The following is a 21,513-nucleotide window of genomic DNA, read 5'->3' as shown; positions in this document are numbered from 1 at the left end:
GCATCGGGCGGGTGAACTGCCACCATTTTTGTCTCCCGACACCCTCAGCGGCTCGTATGCGAACACGTGCCCCGGCAGATCCCGAGGTTCGCGAGTTCACCGCCGAGGTCGTCGCTCTCGACGACCGGACGGTGACGCTCGACACCACGTACTTCTACGCCGAGAGCGGCGGACAGCCTGCGGACAGAGGAACGATCGACGGCATCCGGGTCGTCGACGTACAAGACGACGGCGACGCCGTGCACCACACGCTTGCGTCCTCGCCCGACTTCGAGGTCGGCGACACAGTCTCCGGTGTGATCGACGACGACTTCCGCACCTACTGTATGCGCGCTCACACGGCGAGCCACGTGCTCTACGGGGCGGGACGTCGCCTCCTCGAGGATCTCGGCTACGGCGGCTTCGACATCGCCGAGGAGAAGGTTCGCGTGGACTTCACCACGCCGACCGACATCGACGACGAGACGCTCGTCGAGCTCGAACGATTGACCAACCGAGCTGTGTGGGACTCCCTGGACGTGAGCTGGGAGGAAGTCCCGACCGAGGAAGCGACGGCTCGCGAGGACGTCGCGTTCAACACCAAGACCGAAGAAGGTGTGATGGATGACGCCGACACGGTCCGAATCGTCGACATCGACGGCTGGGACGTCGCCGCCTGTGGAGGCACCCACGTCGGGAACACGCGAGAGATCGGCCCGGTCACGGTCCTCGATCGGTCGAATCCGGGCGAGGGACTCACTCGCGTCGAGTTCGCTGTCGGACCGGGTGGTATCGGCCGTAGCGCAGAGCGGCATCGCGCGCTCCGGCAGACCGCGGCGGCGCTCGAAACGAACGTCGACGACCTCGCGGAGACGGCAGTCGCGGTCCGGTCCGAGCGCGACGATCTCCAGGACCGCGTTCGCGAACTCGAACAGGCGGCCGTCGCTGACGCGATCGACGGCTTCGAAGCCGTCGAGAAGCAGGGTGCGACGTGGCGACTCGGCGTGCTCGACGGCGTCGATCCCAACGACGCTGGCGAGGCGGCGAAAGAAGCGGTCGACGACGCGGGCGTCGTCGGTGCTGTCGGTGGCGACGAGCGACCCTACGTCGTCGTCGCGGCCGGATCCGAGAGCGGTGTCCACGCCGGCGACGTCGTCGATGCCGTCACCGACGAGTATGGGGGCGGCGGCGGTGGCGGGCCGCCGTTCGCACAGGGTGGCGGTCTCGACGCCGACCCCGCAGACGTCCGTGACGCGCTTCGCGAGTGGGAATCGACGGAGTAGGCCTTCCGAAGCGTCAGGTCTTCCGAAGCGCCTTTTCACCTCGCGCTCCTACGACCACTAATGACGAACCACCCGATACAGGTGCCGCCACTCGAGGAGTTCGATGCCGTCGTCTGGGATCTGGACGGGACCCTCGTACACCTCCCTGTGGACTGGGAGATCGTCACCGGTGACGTCGCCACGGTGTTCGAAAACGCCGGGATCGACGCCGCCGGGATCGATCTCTGGGAACTCCTGGAGCTCGCCGACGAGTCAGGGCTCCGCGACGACGTTGAGACCGTCATCGCGAGTCACGAGCGCGACGGCGCACAGCGTTCCGAACGGCTTCCGCACGCTGACGCAGTCGGCCAGTTCCAAGCAGAGGGCGTCTGCTCGCTGAACTGCGAAGACGCCTGTCGGACCGCGCTCGACGTTCACGGACTCGATCCCCACGTCGACGCCGTCGTCGGACGCGACACCGTGGCGACGCGGAAACCCGATCCGGAGCCGCTGCTCGAAACGCTCCGTCAGATCGATGTGGACCCAGCGGACGCCGTGTTCGTCGGCGACTCCCAGCGAGACGAGGAGGCGGCCCGACGCGCGGGCGTCGCGTTCCGCTACGTCGACGAGCGGTCCGCTACATCGACCGTCTCAGAGTAGCTGGCGAACAGGCGGCACCCGCGTTCCGGCGAGACGCCGTGCCGCACTCCCGCGTCACGTCTCCCGGCCGTTGTCAACGCACGCGGTCGCTGGTCCCCCGATCGTATTTGAACTCTATGGTAGCATTTGCAACTGATTGCTCATCTGATCGCACGATAGCGTACGATCCGATGAGTGAGGACTTGCAAATGCCACTATAGGTATCCGATTTCGAGCGTTCGATGCGGCGTAAATCCCTGTCGGCGCGGGCGTTAAGTCCATTCGAGCCCGTTACCTGCGTAATGAGCTATCCGGTCACGTACTACTGTCCACACTGCGGTGCCGTCGTCGAACTGGAACGGGAGGGCTACCTCGCTGATAAGTCGGTCACACCCTACCCGCTCGCCGGGTGGGAGTATGTCGAGCCCGACGAGGATTTCGAGGCGACCGACGGCGTCCGCTTCGTCTGTGGCGAGGGTGGCGACGACGTCGACGCTCTGCGGTGGACGGGTGAACGGAGCGACGCGGACGACGTCGAAGATCCGACTGCGGAGAGTCCGTGCGGACGACCGTTTTACCTCTCGTTCGTCCGATTCGTGGACGGCGAAGAAGTCGAACCACGGCCGGAAGCCACTCACACGACGATCGCGGGTGGCGGACCGTCCCAACCACGGGGTACAGACGGCCCGAGCGGCCCGGGGGGACCGAGCGGTTTCGGTGGCTGAAAAGCGGGACGACGACGTCGTAACAGGGAGTCGCCCGCGGCCTACGGCAGGTCGACCTCGATCCCGGCCACGTCGCCTGCGGCCTTGACCGTGTTCCACAGGAGCATCGCGCGCGTCATCGGCCCGACGCCGCCCGGGACGGGCGTGATCGCGCTCGCCTTCTCTTTCGCACTCTCGTAGTCGACGTCACCGACGAGTTCGGAGCCCTCGTCGGTCTCGACGCGGTTGATTCCGACGTCGATCACGACGGTCCCCTCCGAGAGCATCTCGCCGGTGATCATCTCGGGGACGCCAGCCGCGGCGATGACGATGTCGGCCGCACGCGTCTTTTCGGCGAGGTCATCAGTTCGGGAGTGACAGACAGTGACGGTCGCGTTGCCGCCCTCGGCCTTCTGGATCAGGAGGTTCGCCATCGGTTTGCCGACGATGTTCGATCGACCGACGACGACGGCGTCTGCGCCCTCGGTTTCGACGTCCGCGGCGGCGAGGAGTTTCTGGACGCCGTGGGGCGTGCAGGGCTTGTATCGAGCGTTGCCGGCGACGAGCCGACCGACGTTTTCGGGGTGGAAACCGTCGACGTCCTTCGCGGGGTCGATACGCCGCAGGACCTCCCGCTCGTCGACGTGGTCCGGAAGCGGCATCTGGACGAGGATGCCGTGTACCTCGGGGTCGGCGTTCAGCTCGTCGACCGTCTCGAAGAGTTCGTCTGCGGGGGCTTCGGGGTCGATCTCGATATCACGCGTCGCGATTCCGACTTCCTCGCAGTCTTTGTGCTTCATCGAGACGTACGTCTGGCTCGCAGGGTCGTCGTTCATCAGGACGGTGGCGAGACAGGGCGTCGTCTCTGCGTCGGTCAGCGTCTCGATGCTGTCGAGGAGGCCGTTCCGGATGTCCTCGGCGACGGCGTTGCCGTCGATGATCTCGGTCATACGCTATAGGGATCGGTAGCACACTTCAAACGTGTGGGTTTCCGCGCTGAAAACGAGGCAGATGCGTCGAAAAAACGGCGTGTCGTATGTTTCGGAGCGTTACTCGTAGAGCGGGAACTCCTCGCAGAGTTCCTGTACGCGGTCTGCGACGTCTGCCACGACGTCCTCGTCGTCGTAGTTGTCGACCACGCGGACCACGAGTTCGCCGACCTCGCGGGTGGCCTCCTCGTCGAAGCCACGCGTCGTGAGCGCCGGCGTCCCGAGGCGGATCCCGCTCGGGTTGAACGCCGAGCGCGTCTCGCCGGGGACCGTATTCGCGTTCATCACGATCCCGGCCTCTTCGAGTGCCGACTCGACGTCTTTACCCGTCGTGTCGGGATGCGAGGATCGGAGGTCGACCAACACGAGGTGGTTGTCCGTGCCACCGGAGACAACTTCGAGACCGTGTTCGGTGAACGTCTCGGCGAGCGCTTTGGCGTTCGTGACCGTCTGTTCGGCGTAAGCGTCGAACTCCTCGGAGAGCGCTTCTTTGAACCCGACGGCCTTGCCCGCGATGTTGTGCATCAGGGGGCCGCCCTGAGCGCCGGGAAAGACCGCGTTGTCGATCGCATCGGCGTGTTCCTCGTCGCACATAATGATCCCGCCGCGACCTGCGCGGATCGTCTTGTGCGTCGAGCCAGTCACGAAGTCCGCGACGCCGACCGGCGACTCGTGGACGCCCGCAGCGACCAGGCCCGTGATGTGTGCGATGTCCGCGAGATGGTACGCGTCGGTGTCGTCTGCGACTTCCTGCACGCGCTCGAAGTCGACCTCGCGGGGGTACGCGGAGTACCCCGAAACGATGATGTCGGGGTCGAACTCCTCGGCGATATCGGCGAGACCCTCGTAGTCGACGTAGCCCGTCTCGGCGTCGACCTCGTACTGTTCGACCTCGTAGGTCTGCCCCGCGAAATTCGCCGGGTGACCGTGCGAGAGGTGTCCGCCGTGCGTGAGGTCAAGCGAGAGGATCTTATCGCCCGGCTCCAACATCGCGAGGTACACGCCCATATTCGCCTGCGTGCCGGAGTGGGGCTGGACGTTGACGTGCTCTGCGCCCCACAGTTCCTTCGCTCGCTCGATCGCCAGGTTCTCGACCTCGTCGGCGTACTCACAGCCCGCGTAGTACCGCTCGCCCGGGTACCCCTCGGCGTACTTGTTCGTGAGCGCACTCCCCTGCGCTTCGAGGACCGCCTCACTCGCGTGGTTCTCGCTCGCGATCATCGCCAGCGTGTCCCGCTGTCGCTGTACTTCGCCGGAGAGCGCGTCTGCGACGTCCGGGTCGACGTCGCGGACGTGGCTGTAGTCCATACGTCATAGGGGGCCCGTCCACCCAATAAGTGTGTTCACTTTGGATCCAACTGGCGGTGAAATCGTCACAAACGTGCATTAGAATGGCGGGACGGCTCTCTCACCCGCCCGTCTGTCTTCCGGCAAACGTTACTCCAGAACGTCGCGCGCGGCGGCCACGAGTTCGTCGGGATCCGCATCGTGGAGCCGGTCGTCGCCGAGTCGTAACCGCAGGCGCGGTCGACCGACGTCGATTGGTACCTTCTCCGTCTCGATCAGGCCCAGATCCTCCAGTTCGGTCTTCGTCCGCGAGAACGTCGCCTTGCTGGCGATGCCCACGTCCTCGCCCCACTTCGAGACGTCGTACAGGAGTACGTCGTTCTTCGCGGCGACGAGCAAACTGATCGTTACTTCGTCGAGTCCCGGTCCGTCGCTTCGGACCGTTTCGAGCAGCCCGAGAACCGCGTCGAAGTCCGAACGGACCGCTTCGCCGAGGTCCTCTTCGAGGGACGTGCGGACTGCCGAAATCGCGGGTGTTCGAAGTCTGAATTCCTCGGCTTCCTGGAACTGCTCACTGTAGGCGTCGTTTGCGCCCTCGACGAACGCCTCGTCGTCGGTTTGCAACCCGGCCACTTGGTCACCGGCGCTGACGACGGCGACGACCGACGAGTCGGTCACGAGCAGGGTGTTTTCGACCGGCTCCGCCGTAACGCGGAGTTCGAGGATTCCGGAAACAACGAGGTCGGCGGCGTTGCTCGCGACGAGGAAATCGTCCATCACGTCCTTCAACAACTGCTTGTCAGCGAGCACACGAATCGTGGGCGGGGACGCTGACTCGGCGGCGACCTCGACGAGCGATACTACGATCTCCGGAGTCGGATCGAGTACGTACACGACGTCCGAAGCCGACTGGAGGGCCGACGAAATGACGTGCTCGACGTCGGATTCGAGCACGTTCGATTCAGAGGACATACGTTGTATAATTTACCAGTGTGTATTTAATTTTAACGCAGTATAGTCTGTATATTCTCTGATCACGGTGGAGACGCCCCGAGCACGGGCCATCGAGTCAGACCCCGCTGCTTTTTCTTCGTCACGGCCGACGGCGGATCTGTGACATACGAGATCGAACTCGTCGGAAGCGGTCCCGCTGCAGCGGCCGCGGCGGCCGCCTTCGAGGACATCGACGCACGCGTAGTGGAGGCTGCCGACGACCCGGCACTGACGCTCGTCGTCGTCCCGGCGGGAAGCGACGTCGAGGACGCTGTCGGCCCACGCGAGCGTCTTGTCGTGGTCGAAATCGGCGGCGTCGGTGGGCACGTGGTCGGATCAGTCGACGCCAGCGTCTCCGTGTTCGGCGCCGCGGGAGTCAGTTTCGCCGACCTGCGTGCGCGTGTTGCTGCGACGACCGACTCCACCGGAACGCCGTCTGGGGAGCGCAGCGCGGTTCGACTCGCCGGTGCGATCGCTGGTCGACGGGCTATCGCACTTCTCACGGGCGATGACGACGTTTCCGGAACCGTCGTCGAAGTCTCCGGCACGGGGATAACCGCAGAGCGGCCGATTCTCCCGGTACCTGAGCCGACGTCGCGTGATCGCAGCGTTCGGCGGGAGTACCGAGCAGTCGACCTCGACGACTCACTGGCCCGCGCGGAACGGGCCCTCGACGAGCGGACGGGAATCGTCGCGCAGGTCGGCGAGCGCGAGTCGTTTCCGGTCCCGTACTACCTCGCACAGACGTCCGACACCGAAGGGTTCAGCGACGCTCGCGCGGCCGAGTTCGCGGCCGGCGTCGATTCCGACTGGGACGCCGCGTTTATGAAGGCACTCGGGGAGGCGCTGGAACGCTACTGCGCCGGCGTCTACCGCGGCTCGGAGTTCACCGTCGCTCCCGAGCGGACGCGGGCGCGTCCGGTTTCGCCGTCGCGCTTCGTCCGGCCCGACGACTATCAGGCCCCGGACCCCGAAACGCCGATTCCCTGGGTCTCGGGCGTCGACCTCGGAACCGACGAGACGGTGTCGCTGCCGGCGGAGTTCGTCCACTACCCGCCACCAGTCGAGCAGTACAAGCCGGCGATCACGACGGGATTGGGGCTCGGAAATTCGGGGGCCGAAGCCTTGCTCTCGGGCCTCTACGAGGTCGTCGAGCGAGACGCCACGATGCTCGCGTGGTACTCGACGTTCGAACCGCTGGAACTCAGAGTCTCGGACCCCGGCTACGGCGAACTCTGCAAGCGAGCGCGGGCGGAAGACCTGTCGGTGACGGCGCTGCTCGTGACCCAGGACGTCGACGTTCCGGTGGTGGCCGCGGCCGTCCACAGAGACGGGGAGTGGCCGCGGTTCGCCGTCGGGTCGGGGGCGTCGCTCGATCCCACCGACGCCGCGAGGTCGGCACTGGCGGAGGCGCTGCAGAACTGGATGGAACTGCGGTCGATGGGACCGAAGCAGGCTTCCGCAGAGGGCGGCGCGATCGGCGAGTACGCCGACTTCCCCGAGGCCGCTCGCGACTTCGTCGACGCCGACGCAAGCGTCCCGGCCGAACGCGTCGGCCCCGAGGAGCCCCCGAGTGGCACCACAGAACTCACAGCGGCGGTCGAGCGGGTCGCTGACGCCGGACTCGACGCCTACGCCGCGCGGACGACGACGGCCGACGTCGCCTCGCTCGGCTTCGAGGCTGTCCGGGTGCTCGTGCCCGAAGCCCAACCGCTGTTCCAGGGGAGCCCGTTCTTCGGAGAGCGCGCGCGGTCCGTCCCGTCAGACCTCGGATTCGAACCGGAGCCCGATCGGCCCTACCACCCGTTCCCGTGACTCGGTCTCCCTCGTGACGGCGTGAGCTGGCGTGCGGAGCTGACAGCCGACACCGACGGCGCGGCTCGCGCGACGGGGTGTCGGACTCCCGCAAATCGTCGCGCGGTACGCTAGTGAGTGATGCGGGCACTGGCCGCGTCTTAGTATAAAAGCGTCCGTCGCGAAGTTCTGTCCGGATACGAACAGTCGACCGCCTACACACCGAACGTCGCGCGGAGCATATCTCGGGTGCCCGGACCGAGCCCGACCGCGAGGACGGCCACGAGCAGCAACATCGTGTAGCGCGGACTCTCCTCGAATATTTCGTCTTCGAACACCCAGAGCACGAACGTCGCAGCGACGAGTTTCACGAGGAGGAACGGCCACGTGTCGCCGGTCACCGCCAGCACCGACGCCGGGAGGAGCGAGCCGGTGACGTCGACGACGAACTGATTGACCGGGTGTTTCGGGATCAGATTCGGCCCCGCTCCGAGCGCGGTCATCCAGTCGAGGCCGATGACGTTCGCGACGCCGTCGATGGCGTGCCCCCAGAGGATAACGAAGCCGATTCGCCCGGTCCCCTCGTTCACGGCCGGCGCAAACCGCTCGATGAGCCACCACGTCACGCCCGCGGTAATCGTCGCGCCGACGAGCACGGTCCCGAGGACCTGCGGATAGAACTCGACGCCCTCCGCGCCCGTGAGAAAGAGCGAGAAGAGGTAACCGAGCGTGACGACCAACACGACGGAGCCGACCCCGAACAGGAGGCGGTCGTACCGCTCGACGAGGCCGGCACGCGACGCCCAGATGGTGGCGACGACCGCGACGAGCGTGAGCGCGAAGACGGTGAAGTAGATGATCGGGCTGATAAACAGCGTGTTGAGCGGGTAGGTGATGAGGGCGTCCGCGGCGGGGACGGCGTCGTTGGCGTCCTCGACGACGCGGAGCGCCCCCCCGAAGAAGACGAACGGGAGCAGCGCGTAGAAGAACTCCCTGTCGGTGCCGAGGTCGAGTCGCCGCAGCAGGAAGACGACGCCGGTGAGCGCGACGAGCAGCGTCACCATATAGCCGACTTCCGAGACGAGTGTGTAGCCGGGGTACGCAACGGGCTCAGCCGCGCTCGCACACGCCTGTGAGCTGTACAGATACTCGACGGTGCTTCCGGGGCGGATAGCACAGACGGCGGAGTTCGCGTCCGCCTGCACGGGACCCCAGAAGTAGTGCCAGATGAAGCCGTCGTAGACGGTCTCGGGGAGGACGAGCGATCCGACCACGAGCGCGACGAGCGCGGTCGCCACGCCCCCGGCCCAGAGCCGCTCGGGATCGACGCCGACGCGTTCGGCGACTGTTGACATACGCGAAAAGCCGACGGCGGGCGTGTTGAGGATTCCGGTCTGTGGTGCGCCCTCCGCGTGACCGCGTGTAGATCGAGCGATCCCGGCTATCAGATCGGCAGCGGCCGCTCTTCGAGGTCAGTCGCGAGGATCACCATCGTCTGCGATCGGGAGAACCCCTCGACTTTCGCGATGTTGTCGAACATCAGTTCGCGGAGGCTGTCGGTGTCTTCGGCGTAGACGCGGAGCACGACGTCCCACTCGCCCGTCGTGAGATGAATTTCTTGGACCCCTTCGATCTCCCGTAGCCGTTCGAGCGCGTCGTTCTCGTTCCCCTGCTCGATTCGGAGACCGACGAGCGCCGACGTTCCGAGACCGATCGCCCGCGGATCGATCTTCGCGTGGTATCCCTCGATGACGCCGGCGTCCTCCATCCGACTCACACGATCGTGGACGGTCGCACTCGACATCTCGATCTGCCTTGCGACCTCGCTGAACGGCGTCCGCGCGTCAGACTGGAGGATCCGCAGAATCGCCCTGTCCGTCTCGTCCAGTTCCATAGTAACCGGTGATACCCCCAGCGACTTGCCGCTTTGGATGTGGTGGGGCTACATACGCCGAACGACGGAGGCGGCCGCCGAATACCGGTTCATTCGATCCGGCCGATCTCTCGGGCGGCGTCCAACATCGTCTCGTGGACGTGCCCGTTCGAGGCGACCAGGCCGACCGAATCGTGTCGCCAGCGCTCGCCATCGAGGTCGGTGACGGTCCCACCAGCCGCGCGAATCATCGCGACGCCGGCGACTGTGTCCCAGGGGTTGGCTCGCAGATTCGTCACGACGCCGTCGAGCGACCCGTCGGCGACGCTCGCGAGAGCGGCCTGCGCGCAACCGACGCGCCGGAGGTCACCGAAGCGGTCGACGATGGCCTGACAGGCCCGCCCGTACTGATCGCGGGCGTCGAAGTCCCACCACAGCGTCGGCGCGACGACGCCGGCCTCCGGGTCGTCGGTGGTCGAGGCGGTGACGGGATCACCGTTCCGGTACGTTTGCTCACCGTCCGTCCAGTAGACGTCGTCGAGCGCAGGGAAGTGCGTCGCGCCCGCCAGCGGCTCCTCGTCCCGGACCGAAGCGACCGCGGTCCCCCACACGCGAGTGCCGCGGACGTAGTTGTTCGTCCCATCGATTGGGTCGATCACCCACGCCGCGCCGGAGTCAGGGATCACTTTCAGTTCGTCCTCTTCCTCGCCGACGATCGCGTCTTCGGGGTACGATTCCCTGATGGCGTCGATGACGGCCACCTGCGCGTCGCGATCGGCCTGCGTCACGACGTCTGTCTTTCCCTCTTTCTGCTCGACGTCGATCTCGGTCCGAAAGCGCTCGACTGCGACGGCTGCGCCCGCCTCGGCCGCCTGCCGTGCGACCGCCGTCCGGTCTTCGTTCGCCATACTTGAGCACGATTCGCTGCCGTCCTAAACGTCTCGGGTTGGTGCGTGCCATATCAGAGCCGCGCCGTGTCTCGGAGGGTGAATAACCGAGAGACAGCGCCGCTACAGCACTATTAACTCGATTTCGAGTCTGAGTACATTTTAGTATCCAGATCCCGTTATAACAGGTATGAACCCGTCCGACGCGGCACGACAGCTTCGGTACGCAGTCGCTTCGAAGACCGACACCTACGACTACGAGATCAGCCACTGGGAAACGCACGCGTACGAGGACGTATTCGCCGAGGTTGCCCAAGAGGGCGACCTCTCCGACGTGATGGACGTCGTCGAGGAACTCGGCTCGCGCTTCGTCGACGGCACCCGCCCGTCACCGGCCGAAGCCCGCCAGATCGCCGACGGCGTTCTCACCGCCGGCGGCCGCCCGCTCACGGACGGCGGCGACGGGAACTGATACTGTCGTCTATCCGGCTGTGAAGGGTGTCGCGACTCCGGGGTCGCGAATCTCGTAGGCAGTCACACCAGACACCACGACGCTGTCTGCCGCGGACGCGGATCACGTTCGACTCGGTTTTTTCTGCAGGCCGCCGTTCGAAGATCGAGCGTTAGCTGGGCCGCAAGTGTTCGCAGTCGCCCGCGTGGACGACTTCCTCGCCGTCGTCAGTCTGTACGACGAGACTTCCGGGGAAGCGGATGTCGACAGCTTCCCCTTCGATCGTTCCACGCGGGGTTTCGACCCGGACCCGTCGGCCGAGCGTCGCGGCGTGCTCGCGCCAGGCATCGAGTACTGCGTCGAGATCGGCGTCTTCGGCCGTCAGGTCGTAAAACGTCTCCAGCATCCGCTGGAGGAACACGCGTCGATCCACGTCGCCGACTTCCGCGCGGAGGCTCGTCGCTCCCGGCGGGAGGTCCTCCCGGTCGATGTTCGCGTTCACGCCACAGCCCGCGACGAGCCACGAGACGCGGTCGGCCTCGCCCTCCATTTCGGTCAGAATCCCGGCGAGCTTTCGCTCCGTCTGCGTGGATTCGGCCGTCTCCCCGCTCCCGGCCACGAGCACGTCGTTTGGCCACTTGATCTGCGCGTCGACGCCGACCGCTCGCGCTGCACTGGCGATGGCGACGGCGGCCGCGAGCGTGTACATCGGGGCCTCGCTGGGCGGGCGTTGCGGGCGGACGAGCACGCTCGCCCAGATGCCGCCCGACGGCGCGGTCCACTCGCGCTCTAAGCGTCCGCGGCTCCCAGTCTGTTCGTCGGCGACGACGACGACGTCGGCTTCCCCCTCGTCGGCGAGTTCACGGGCGCGATGGTTCGTGTTCCCGATTTCGTCGTGATACTCGATCCGGTAGGGTGCCGCAAGTCCGAACTCGATCGCCGCGGCCCCGTACGCCGGAACGTCGACGATGCGATAGCCGTCGTCGCCGCTTTCGACCGCGAAGCCCTCCTCGCGGAGCGCCTCGACCTGCTTCCAGACGGCCGCTCGCGAGACGCCCAGTTGCTCGGCGAGCACCGGCCCCGAGACGGGGCCGTCGGCGAGTGCGGCCAAGAGCGCGCGTCGGGTCTCGTTCATCTGCTTTCTCCTACTCTAAGACGACGAGCACGTCGCCCATATCCGCGCTGTCGCCCTCCTCGACGAGGACCTGCGTGACGGTGCCGCCGCGTTCGGTGACGATGTCGTTCTCCATCTTCATAGCCTCCAGGACGCAGACGACGTCGCCGGCGGCGACCTCCTCGCCCTCCTCGACTTCGACAGAGAGGATCGTGCCCTGCATCTCGGCGGCGACCTGCTCGCCCTCGCCCTCGATGACGACTTCGTCGTCTTCCGACGTCGCTGCTTCGGGTCGCGAGCGCGTCGCCTGTGCGCCCTGGCCGCCAGCCCCGCCACCGTTGCTGATCGCTTCGACGTCCGGCATCGGAGGGGCACCGCGCTCTTCGAGGTTGACCTCGAAGCGCTTGCCGTTGACCTCGACGGTGAACTCGCGCTCGGTCACTTCTTCGGCGTCTGTCTCGTCGCTCTCGCCGTCCGCGTCGGCGGTGGCAACCGTGTCGGCCGACCCCCACTTCTCGACTGCCTGGTCGATCCGCTCGCGGTCCAGTTCCTCGTCGAGGTACTTCGTCGTGTGCTCGCCCGCGCGGAACGCCTCGTCGGTCAGCATCAGGCGGTGGAACGGAACGATCGTCTGGATCCCCTCGATCTCGAACTCCGAGAGCGCCCGTTCCGAGCGTGCGAGACACTCCTCGCGGTCGCCTGCGGAGACGATCAGTTTCGCGATCATCGAGTCGTAGTCGCCGCCGATCTCGTCGCCCTGCCGGACGGCGTCGTCGACGCGGACGCCGATGCCGCCCGGCGGATCGTACGTCTCCAGGGACCCTGTGGCGGGCGCGAAGTCGTTCGCGGCGTCCTCGGCGTTGATTCGGTACTCGATCGCGTGGCCGTCGATCTCGACGTCCTCCTGTGCGAAGTCGAGTTCGTCGCCGGCGGCGACGCGCAGTTGCCACTTCACCACGTCGATCCCGGTGACCTCCTCGGTGGCGGTGTGTTCGACCTGGATCCGCGTGTTGACCTCCATAAAGTAGAACTCCCCGTCCTCGACGAGGAACTCGACCGTCCCGGCGTTGGTGTAGTCGGCCTCGCGGACGCCGCGGCGGGCCGCCTCGCCGATCCGCTCGCGGAGGTCGGCGTCGAGCGCCGGCGACGGCGCTTCTTCGATCACCTTCTGGTGGCGTCGCTGGAGCGAGCAGTCGCGCTCGCCGAGGTGGCGGACGTTCCCGTGCTCGTCGGCGAGGATCTGCACCTCGACGTGCCGCGGCGCTTCGAGGTACTTCTCGACGTAGACGGAGGCGTTGTCGAAGTACGCCTCGCCCTCGCGCTGGGCCGTCTCGAACTGTTCTTCGACCTCGTCTTCGGAGCGGACGACCTTCAGCCCGCGCCCGCCGCCGCCGCCCTCGGCTTTGATCGCGACCGGATAGCCGTACTCCTCGGCGATCTGCTTTACTTCCTCGGCTGATTCGACCGGCTCTGTCGTCCCCGGGACGACCGGCACGTCCGCCTCCTGCATCAGCGCGCGGGCTTTCGTCTTCTCGCCGAGGCGCTCCATCGCGTCAGCGGACGGGCCGACCCAGGTCAGTTCGCTCTCCTCGACCTTTCGGGCGAACTCGGCGTTCTCCGCGAGGAAGCCGTAGCCCGGGTGGACCGCGTCAGCGCCCGCCTTGCGTCCGGCCTCGATGATGGCCTCGTGGTCGAGATACGAGTCCGCGGCGCGCGCGGGACCGACGTTGTACGCCTCGTCGGCGTACCGGACGTGCCCGGCGTGCTTGTCGGCGTCGCTGTAGACCGCGACGGTGCGGACACCGAGATCGCGGCACGCCCGCATCACTCGCAGGGCGATCTCTCCGCGATTGGCGACGAGAACCTTGCTGAACATTTGTCGAAACGTTCTGAAACGCGGCACGTCTATCTGTCGGTTCTGCACGAAGGGGTATTCGACGATCGTCGATATGTCCGCGGCCTGTCAGACTCGAAAAAAGCGCCGACATCGAGGGGCAGACGCAATTTTGGTGAAAAATCTGACTCAAGTGCCTCGGATACCGTATATTACTCAATTTCTCTCCCGATGTTAGCGACGTATCTGAACGTTCGTGAAATACGCGGGAAATCCAAACCGCCTTATGTGTGTGTCTCCCACGCCCACGGTAATGACAGTACGTGTCGGTATCCTCGGCGCAACGGGCGCAGTAGGACAGCGGTTCATCCAACTCCTCGACGACCACCCGACGTTCGAGCTCGCGGCGCTCACCGCCTCCGAAGACAGCGCGGGCAAGACCTACCGCGAGGCGGCGAAGTGGCGCGTGAATACCCCGATTCCGGACGACGTCGCAGAGATGACCGTCGGCGCGACGACGCCGGGAGACGTTCCGGACGACGTCGACCTGCTTTTCTCGTCGCTCCCGTCCGGCGTCGCGGCCGAAGTCGAACCCGAGTTCCTCGACGCGGGCTACGTGGTCTCTTCGAACTCCTCGAACGACCGGATGGCCCCGGACGTCCCGCTCACGATCCCCGAGATCAACGCCGAGCACCTCGACCTCATCGAGGTGCAGCGCGACGAACGCGGCTGGGACGGCGCGCTCGTGAAGAACCCGAACTGCTCGACGATCACGATGGTCCCGACGCTCGCGGCGCTCGATCAGTTCGGTCTCGAAGCGGTACAGGTCTCGACGCTGCAGGCGGTCTCCGGCGCGGGCTACTCCGGCGTCACGTCGATGGAGATCATCGACAACGCCATCCCGCACATCAACGGCGAGGACGAGAAGATGGAAACCGAGTCACGAAAGCTCCTCGGCGAGTTCGACGGCGCGGAGATCGACCTCCACGGGATGGAGGTCGCCGCCTCCTGTAACCGCATTCCGACGCTCGACGGCCACCTCGAAAACGTCTTCGCCGAAACGGCCGAGGACGTCTCGACCGAGGACGTCGCCGAAGCGATGCGGGAGTTCCCGAGCGTGGATCTCCCCTCTTCGCCCGACCCGCTCATTCACGTCTTCGAGGACTTCGATCGGCCCCAGCCCCGCCTCGACCGCGAGCGCGGCGACGGGATGCAGATCTCCGCCGGTGGGATCCAGACGACCGAGAACGGCGTGAAGTACAACTGCCTCGCGCACAACACGATCCGCGGCGCAGCGGGTGCCTCGCTGCTCAACGGCGAACTCCTCGTCGAAGAAGGCTGGGTCTAAGCGGCCCGGAGACTGCCAGAATCGTCTCTCATACTTCGGATAGAGCGACGTGAAAATTATCAGCACGTGTGGGTGCCAACACAATTCACGAACTTCTGTCCGACAGTGTTAGCTGGATAAAGGCGCTAAGCCCCCGTCCTCAACGAGCAACGCAGGGCGAAGCCCGAGTAGCACAGTAGGGCGGGGATACAGCGCCGTCATCGTTTTCCATACACTGTTCTGTTGCAGACTCACAGGCCTATGTCTACCGTAGCTATTACACGTGTGACGTGCACACCGTGTATTACGGTGAAACGGAAGACAATCACCATCCGGGAGGACCAAGATGAGTGGATTGAGGACCAACACCTCAATCTCTCCTCGTTCGTCCGTGAACAGTTGGACGAGTTAATCGAGAAACGAGAGTAACGGATGTACTACGCCTACAAGTACCGTCTCAAGCCGTCCGACGCCCACCGCGAGGAGTTGGACCGCCACCGAGACATTTGTAGGCAACTGTACAACCACACGCTCTACCGCCTCAACGAGTACCAAGACGAACACGGCGAACTGCCGTCTATGACCACGCTTCGGGCGGAGCTCCCCGACCTGAAAACGTGGTGGGACGACCTCTCTGACGTGTACTCGAAGGTTCTCCAAACCGTCGTCGAACGCCTGTTCGACAACCTCAAAGGCCTCTCCAAGCTCAAGGAGAACGGCTACGGCGTCGGCCAACTCAAGTGGAAGCCACCACGGGAGTTCCGCAGTTTCACGTACAGTCAGTCTGGCTTCAAGCTCGACAAGAAGGGCGGTCAGACTGTACTGTCACTCTCGAAACTTGCGGACGTACCGATTCGGCTTCACCGCGCCATCCCCGACGACGCGACGATTAAACAGGTCACGGTCAAGAAGGAACCGACGGGCGAATGGTTCGCCACCTTCGGCGTCCAAATGGACCACGAACCGCCCGGACCGCCCGAGAACCCCGAGAAGTGTGTTGGTATCGACGTAGGGATTCTCAAGTACGCACACGACACCGACGGAACCGCAGTGGGGTCGCTCGACCTCTCCGCCGAGCGGGAGCGACTGGAACGCGAGCAACGGAAGCTCTCGCGGAAGCAACACGGTTCTGCGAACTACGAGAAGCAACGGCGACGGGTCGCGGAGTGTCACGCCGATCTCCGACGGAAGCGCCGCGACTTCCTCCACAAGCTCTCGAACTACTACGCTCGGGAGTACGACCTCGTGGCGGTCGAAGACCTGAACGTGAAGGGGATGATGGAGTCGCCATCGAACAGCCGCAATACCGCCTCCGCCGCGTGGCGGACGTTCCTCTCGTTACTCGAATACAAGTGCGAGCGTGAAGGAACACACTTCGCCGCGGTCAACCCGAGAGGGACGACCAAGGAGTGCGCGTCCTGCGGGGTTTCGACCGACAAGCCGCTGTGGGTACGCGAACACTCTTGCCCGGCGTGTGGGTTCGAGGCGGATAGGGACGCGAATGCGGCGTGGAACATTCTTTCTCGCGGTCTCGGAGACGTAGGAGTGGGACACTCCGAATCAACGTCCCCAGAAATCGAAGATTTCTGGTGTGCGAACGAATCGCGCAGCGATTCGTTAACGCCTGTGGAGACTGCGCTCCCTACGGACACCACTCTGGTGTCTGCAAAGCGCGTCGTGGAAGCAGGAAGCCCTACCCTCAAGGAGCGAACGGCGTCAGCCGTGAGCGAGTAGGGTAGGGTAGTTCACCAGTTGGACACTACATTTTGGTCGCTCGCGTCCGATATGGTGAGTGACGATGTCACAGACCCCCACTATCGGCGACGACGCACCGACGTTCTCCGTAACCCAGGCTGACGGCGACGTGTCGGCGTTCTATCTGGACGACGTGATCGGTCACGGCCCCGTGGTTCTCGCGTTCTTCCCGGGCGCGTTCACGCCACCGTGTACGAACGAGATGGTCGCGCTGCAGGAACACAGCGAGGAGTTCGAGGCCGCCGGCGCGAGCGTGTACGGCGTGAGCGCCGACTCGGCGTTCTCCCAGAACGCCTTCCGCGAGGAACACGGCATCGAGTTCCCGCTACTCAGCGATATGGCACGGAGTGCCATCGACAAGTACGGTGTCGAGATCGACATCGACGACCTCGGCCTCTTCGGCGTCGCGAACCGCTCGGTGTTCATCATCGACGACGACGGCACGATCGCTTACGACTGGGTCGCCGAGGACCCGACGAACGAACCCGACTACGAGGAACTGCTCTCGGAAGTGCAGGACCTCTGAGTTCACCCCGAGTCGCCGGCGACGGTGAGTTGCAGTCGATCTGCCGGGATCGACTCCCCGTCGTCGTTCGTCGCGGTGGAGACGTTCAGAGAGAGTGCGTCCGGGTCCACGTCCGCACCGAACGTCAGCGTAAATAGCGTCCGCGTTTCCTCGAAAGACCCGACAGACTCCGAGAGATCCGCCGCTCGGACGACGACGGACGCGCTCTTGACGCCGCCGTTGACCACCTGAAACTCCTCCCCGCCCACGAGGACAGGTTTGACCTCGGTGATCGGCGCGTCGCCGTCCTGTTCGACCAGACACTGATACTTCTGCAGTCCGCTCGGCGCGCCGGCGAGGACGACGTCGACGGCTGAGCCGTCCGAGCCGGAGCCGCTCGAAAGCGCGCTCCCACAGCCCGCGAGACCAGCAGTGAGCCCCGCTGCTGCGGTACCGAGGAACCGCCGCCGTGTCCGTCCAGCGAGCAGATCTGAGGACGACGTCTCGGCGCTGTCGACCGTCGGCTCGTCTGCATCGGACGTCGAGGCGGCCGTCGCTCTCGCTGCGCCGTCCCTGTCGTCGGAGTCGTCCGCGTCGGACTGATCAGGAGCGGTACTGCGGCGGGCGTTCGCTGTGCGAGAGTCGTCAAACATCATTCGAAGGCGAGTGTGACTGCATCGTCCGTATCGAGATCGCCGTCCTCGTCGAAGTCGAGGGCGGTGACCTGCTCGCTGCGCAACTCCGTGGCCTGGACGAACGAGAGCGCGACCGCGTCGCCGAACGTGACGGCACCGTCACCGTCAATGTCCTCGAAGCGGCCGTCGTTGTCAGGGTCGGTCGGGGCTTTCTGGGCGTCTGCGCCCGGAAGCGGGTCCGTGAAGAGCGACCCGGCGCGAACCGAGACTGAGATGCGATCGCCCGAGACCGCGGATCCCTGATCGTTCAGGAGATTTTCGACCGAGATCTCGACGTCCTCGGCGTCGAGCGCCCGGTCGTATGTCAGCCGCGCGAGCGTCTGCTGTCCGTCGATAGCGTCGACGTTGCCGGCAAGGTCGACCGCCTGCACCGTCGTCGACTGCGGCCCGTCGGAGACGACACGCAGTTGGCTCTCGGAGACGAGTCCGGCCTGCGATTCAATCACGGACGCCTCGGCGCCCGTCCGAACGGTCACGCTCGCCTTCTCGAACCCCTTCGGGAGGTCCGAAACCGAGAGGACGACCATCGAGCTCCCGGACCCGCTTCCGCTGCCGTCCCCGCCTGATCCGACGGTGAGCGTCGTCGACTGCGCGGGGGCGACCTCGTAGGTGTTCCCCTGCTCGTCGCCGAGGTCGTCGGTCTCGACGGTTACCGGCGTCGTGCCGGCGGCGACGCCTTCGAGCGTCACGGTCGCGACGTGCGCCGTCCCGGCGTCGTTCGTGTCCATCATCGCGCCGCGGACGACGGCGACGGTCCCGTCGTTCCTCACTTCGGTCTGTGCGACCCCCGCGTCGCCGGCGAGTTCGACGCCGGCGATCTGCGCCGCGTCTCCGGAGCCGACCGAGATCCGGGCCTCGATGGCCCCGACACCGCCGTCGACGCCGGTCGCGACGACGCGGAGTTTCGATAGCCCACCGACGCCGACCGACGGGCTCGCGGATTCGAGCGTCACGCGAGGGCCGTCGCCGGGTGCCGGCGTCTCTGTCCCGTCGGGCGTGTCTGTCCCGTCGGACGTGTCCGTACTGCCGGACGTTTCGGTCTCCTCGGGCCCGACGTTCAGCGTCACCGAGTCGTTCTGGAAGGTCTCCTTCGCAGTCGACTCCTTCGAGGCGACGGCCGTCACGGTCTCGGCATCGCTCGCCATCGACTCGGTGATCTCTACCGTCGCGACGCCGTCGAGACCAGTCTCGTAGACCTCGCCGCCGAGGTGGACTGTCGCCGACACCAGCGCGTCGCTGTCGGCGCGTTTCACCTCGAAGTCGACCTCGTCGCCGGCTTCGACGGCCGACGCGTCGGCGGTGATCTCAAGGTCGACGGCATCGGCGGTCCCCGAGACGGTGAGCGAACCCCCCGGCGTCGTGCCGACGTCGTAGGGGTCGCCAGACTCGTCGCCGAGCGATTCGACCGACAGGTCGACGTCACTCGACCCCTCGCCGGTACCCTCGACTGTGACGGTCCCGATGGTCACCGTTCCGGTATCCTCTGTATCCATCAGCGCCGCGCGAACGAACACCTCGGAGCCGTCTGACTCGACGTCGATCGTCTCGGCACCCGGATCGCCTCGCAGTTCCATCTCGTCGATCGAGGCGACGTCCGCGTCACCGACGGAGATAGTCGCCGTCACGGCTCCGACGCCACCGTCGGCGTCGGAGACTACGAGATCGAACGTCTGCGTCCGGCTCTCGTTGATCGCTGCTGTCGTCGGCGACAGTCGAACCGACGTCGACCCGGCGGTTGCGGCCCGGACGTCGCTGTCGGCCGTTAGTGACGCGTCGTCGGCCTCGCTCTGCGGGGCGTCCACTGCGACGGCGCTGCCTGCGCCCGCGACGAGCCCGCCGGTGACGACGAGCGTCACGAGCAGGACGGCGAGTCGGGTGCCTCGAACGGCGTCCCTGCTCATCGTTCCCCTTTGAGGATCTTGAACAGCGCTTGCACGTCGGTGATGTCCACTTGTCCGTCGCCGTTGAAGTCGAACAGCTCGGGGTTCTCTTGGACGGCGTCGCTGTCGAGGTTCGCGAAGAGCGCCTGCACGTCGGTCGCGGTGAACGCCCCGTCGCCGTTGACATCCTCGTAACGACCGTCCCCGTCGAGGTCTCCCGCAGGGCTCCCGCTACCGGTGACGTCGGGCGCGGCGATGCCCGATCCCTCACCGAGTGCGTAGAGGATGCCGTCGGTGCTCGCCGCGTACACGCGGCCGTCGACGACGACCGGGGGTGCGACCACGGAGCCGCCGGTCTGGAAGCTCCAGAGTTCGGTTCCGTCGCTGGCGTCGAACGCGTAGACGTAGTTGTCCTGCGCACCCAGATACAGCACCCCGTCGGCGTACACCGGTGAGGTGGGCGTCCCGTTGATCGAGACCTGCCACTGTCGCGTCCCGATCGCCGGATCGAGCGCGTGGAGGGTGTTGTCGCCGGTCGATGCCACGTAGAGCGTTCCGTCAGCGAGCACAGGAATGGTCGACACCGACGCGATGTTTTCGAATTCCCAGTCGATGCTCCCCGACGCTGCGTCGATCGCGTAGACGATGCCCTCGTTAGTGCCGGCGTACAGCGTCCCGTCGGCATACGTGATCCCCCACGTCTTGCTGCCTCCGTTCGCTAACGTCTGCTGCCACTCCTGTGATCCGTCCGAAGCCGCGAGCGCGGTCGCGACTGCCTCGTCGTAGTAGTCGTCTTCGCGGTGGGTTACGTACACCGTCTCGCCATCGACGACTGGTGTACCGATGGGCCCGAGATACGTGAGGTCGGATTCCCATTCGACCGCTCCGTCGTTCGGATTGAGCCGGTACGCCTGCCGGAAGTCGTGTTCACCGCCGGCGACGAACAGATCCCCGCCGACGAGCGTCGGGCTCTTGACGTGCCGTGTCGGAACCGAAGACGCCCAGAGACCGTTACCCGTCGCCGCGCTGTATGCGAGCACACGTCCCCGAGGCGTCGGCTGGTACACCACGCCGTCCCCGACTGCGGGCGACGCTGGCAGCGACCCGTTCGTCCCGGCGGACCACACCTCACTCCCGTCGCTCGTCGAGATCGCGTAGAGTTCGCTGTCGTGACTCGCCTGGAACACCCGCCCGTTCGCCACGATCGGCTGGGCGGTCAGTTTGCCACCGGTTTCGAACGTCCAGATGTCGTCGACGTCCTCTTTCGGTCCGCTCGCGGGTGCGACGCCGCTGTTGTGGGCGTCGTATCTAAACATCGGTACAGTGCTCGAATCGGCGGTCTGTCCGCTGACGTTCTCGCCCGTTCCAGCGAACGCGAACGTCCCCCCAACGACCGCCGCGAGTCGGATCGCATCCCGTCGCGACAGATTATGAATCATTGGTCCCCACTGTCACGTTTATCTGATGTGTCCCCGTACAAGTATGTTTGCGCTTAGTCACTAGTTGCGCGGCTGTGGCAGTTCCCGGACACAGCGACACGGGTGT

General features: G+C 65.6%; 19 protein-coding genes. 8 read left to right on the top strand and 11 right to left on the bottom strand.

The window, feature by feature from the left end:
* Positions 1 to 56: 56 nt before the first annotated feature.
* From NO362_RS12595 to NO362_RS12585, 3 genes are all read left to right on the top strand, one after another.
* The gene (locus tag NO362_RS12595) at positions 57 to 1,262 is read left to right on the top strand and encodes an alanyl-tRNA editing protein (protein WP_256545544.1); all 1,206 of its coding nucleotides are present in this window, start codon (positions 57 to 59) and stop codon (positions 1,260 to 1,262) included.
* A gap of 75 nt (positions 1,263 to 1,337) precedes the next feature.
* Positions 1,338 to 1,901: an HAD family hydrolase gene (locus NO362_RS12590; RefSeq protein ID WP_256546641.1), complete on the top strand. Its 564-nt coding sequence runs from the start codon at positions 1,338 to 1,340 to the stop codon at positions 1,899 to 1,901.
* Positions 1,902 to 2,182: 281 nt separating this feature from the next.
* Positions 2,183 to 2,605, top strand: a complete 423-nt coding sequence (locus NO362_RS12585; RefSeq protein ID WP_256545543.1) for a DUF7969 family protein — start codon at positions 2,183 to 2,185, stop codon at positions 2,603 to 2,605.
* 41 nt (positions 2,606 to 2,646) lie between these two features.
* Here the strand turns inward: NO362_RS12585 and NO362_RS12580 are convergent, their stop codons facing one another.
* The 3 genes from NO362_RS12580 to tbsP form a co-directional block, all read right to left on the bottom strand.
* Entirely contained in the window at positions 2,647 to 3,534 is an 888-nt protein-coding gene (locus tag NO362_RS12580; RefSeq protein WP_256545542.1) for a bifunctional methylenetetrahydrofolate dehydrogenase/methenyltetrahydrofolate cyclohydrolase, read from the bottom strand.
* A 99-nt stretch (positions 3,535 to 3,633) separates the two neighbouring features.
* Positions 3,634 to 4,881 (bottom strand): serine hydroxymethyltransferase, encoded by a 1,248-nt coding sequence (gene glyA / locus NO362_RS12575; RefSeq protein ID WP_256545541.1) that lies wholly within the window; start codon positions 4,879 to 4,881, stop codon positions 3,634 to 3,636.
* 129 nt (positions 4,882 to 5,010) lie between these two features.
* Positions 5,011 to 5,832 (bottom strand): transcriptional regulator TbsP, encoded by an 822-nt coding sequence (gene tbsP / locus NO362_RS12570; protein ID WP_256545540.1) that lies wholly within the window; start codon positions 5,830 to 5,832, stop codon positions 5,011 to 5,013.
* Between the two features lie 141 nt (positions 5,833 to 5,973).
* On the opposite strand from tbsP, the gene NO362_RS12565 reads away from it, so the two are divergent.
* Positions 5,974 to 7,668: a YcaO-like family protein gene (locus NO362_RS12565; RefSeq protein WP_256545539.1), complete on the top strand. Its 1,695-nt coding sequence runs from the start codon at positions 5,974 to 5,976 to the stop codon at positions 7,666 to 7,668.
* 194 nt (positions 7,669 to 7,862) lie between these two features.
* On the opposite strand, the gene NO362_RS12560 is transcribed toward NO362_RS12565, so the two are convergent.
* The 3 genes from NO362_RS12560 to NO362_RS12550 all read right to left on the bottom strand — a co-directional run bounded on the left by NO362_RS12560 (position 7,863) and on the right by NO362_RS12550 (position 10,428).
* Positions 7,863 to 9,002, bottom strand: coding sequence for a DUF63 family protein (locus NO362_RS12560; protein ID WP_256289731.1), 1,140 nt, complete (start codon positions 9,000 to 9,002; stop codon positions 7,863 to 7,865).
* An 89-nt stretch (positions 9,003 to 9,091) separates the two neighbouring features.
* The gene (locus tag NO362_RS12555) at positions 9,092 to 9,541 is read right to left on the bottom strand and encodes an Lrp/AsnC family transcriptional regulator (protein ID WP_256289730.1); all 450 of its coding nucleotides are present in this window, start codon (positions 9,539 to 9,541) and stop codon (positions 9,092 to 9,094) included.
* An 89-nt stretch (positions 9,542 to 9,630) separates the two neighbouring features.
* On the bottom strand, positions 9,631 to 10,428 hold the full coding sequence (locus NO362_RS12550) for an inositol monophosphatase family protein (protein ID WP_256545538.1): 798 nt from the start codon (positions 10,426 to 10,428) through the stop codon (positions 9,631 to 9,633).
* Between the two features lie 169 nt (positions 10,429 to 10,597).
* On the opposite strand from NO362_RS12550, the gene NO362_RS12545 reads away from it, so the two are divergent.
* Positions 10,598 to 10,879: a hypothetical protein gene (locus tag NO362_RS12545; RefSeq protein ID WP_256289728.1), complete on the top strand. Its 282-nt coding sequence runs from the start codon at positions 10,598 to 10,600 to the stop codon at positions 10,877 to 10,879.
* A gap of 151 nt (positions 10,880 to 11,030) precedes the next feature.
* Here NO362_RS12545 and NO362_RS12540 read toward each other — a convergent pair whose 3' ends face one another.
* Positions 11,031 to 11,993, bottom strand: coding sequence for a biotin--[acetyl-CoA-carboxylase] ligase (locus NO362_RS12540; protein ID WP_256545537.1), 963 nt, complete (start codon positions 11,991 to 11,993; stop codon positions 11,031 to 11,033).
* A 10-nt stretch (positions 11,994 to 12,003) separates the two neighbouring features.
* On the bottom strand, positions 12,004 to 13,848 hold the full coding sequence (locus NO362_RS12535; RefSeq protein ID WP_256545536.1) for an acetyl-CoA carboxylase biotin carboxylase subunit: 1,845 nt from the start codon (positions 13,846 to 13,848) through the stop codon (positions 12,004 to 12,006).
* 271 nt (positions 13,849 to 14,119) lie between these two features.
* On the opposite strand from NO362_RS12535, the gene asd reads away from it, so the two are divergent.
* From asd to NO362_RS12520, 3 genes are all read left to right on the top strand, one after another.
* Positions 14,120 to 15,154 (top strand): aspartate-semialdehyde dehydrogenase, encoded by a 1,035-nt coding sequence (gene asd / locus NO362_RS12530; RefSeq protein WP_256289725.1) that lies wholly within the window; start codon positions 14,120 to 14,122, stop codon positions 15,152 to 15,154.
* Between the two features lie 411 nt (positions 15,155 to 15,565).
* Positions 15,566 to 16,867, top strand: coding sequence for an RNA-guided endonuclease InsQ/TnpB family protein (locus tag NO362_RS12525; protein WP_256545535.1), 1,302 nt, complete (start codon positions 15,566 to 15,568; stop codon positions 16,865 to 16,867).
* Between the two features lie 64 nt (positions 16,868 to 16,931).
* Positions 16,932 to 17,414, top strand: coding sequence for a redoxin domain-containing protein (locus NO362_RS12520; RefSeq protein WP_256289724.1), 483 nt, complete (start codon positions 16,932 to 16,934; stop codon positions 17,412 to 17,414).
* Positions 17,415 to 17,416: 2 nt separating this feature from the next.
* Here NO362_RS12520 and NO362_RS12515 read toward each other — a convergent pair whose 3' ends face one another.
* The 3 genes from NO362_RS12515 to NO362_RS12505 are packed head-to-tail and all read right to left on the bottom strand — an operon-like array spanning position 17,417 to position 21,407.
* Positions 17,417 to 18,046: a hypothetical protein gene (locus tag NO362_RS12515; RefSeq protein WP_256545534.1), complete on the bottom strand. Its 630-nt coding sequence runs from the start codon at positions 18,044 to 18,046 to the stop codon at positions 17,417 to 17,419.
* A complete protein-coding gene (locus tag NO362_RS12510) occupies positions 18,046 to 19,989 on the bottom strand; it encodes an autotransporter outer membrane beta-barrel domain-containing protein (RefSeq protein WP_256545533.1) in 1,944 nt (647 codons plus the stop codon). Before NO362_RS12510 ends, NO362_RS12515 begins: the two co-directional genes overlap by 1 nt.
* Positions 19,986 to 21,407, bottom strand: coding sequence for an outer membrane protein assembly factor BamB family protein (locus NO362_RS12505; RefSeq protein WP_256545532.1), 1,422 nt, complete (start codon positions 21,405 to 21,407; stop codon positions 19,986 to 19,988). The genes NO362_RS12510 and NO362_RS12505 overlap by 4 nt, the downstream gene beginning before the upstream one ends.
* Between the last annotated feature and the right edge of the window lie 106 nt (positions 21,408 to 21,513).

Origin of the sequence: Halobellus inordinatus (assembly GCF_024498335.1) — an archaeon.
Taxonomy (GTDB): Archaea; Halobacteriota; Halobacteria; order Halobacteriales; family Haloferacaceae; genus Haloquadratum; species Haloquadratum inordinatus.
This window is presented reverse-complemented; position numbering and strand designations above follow the sequence as displayed.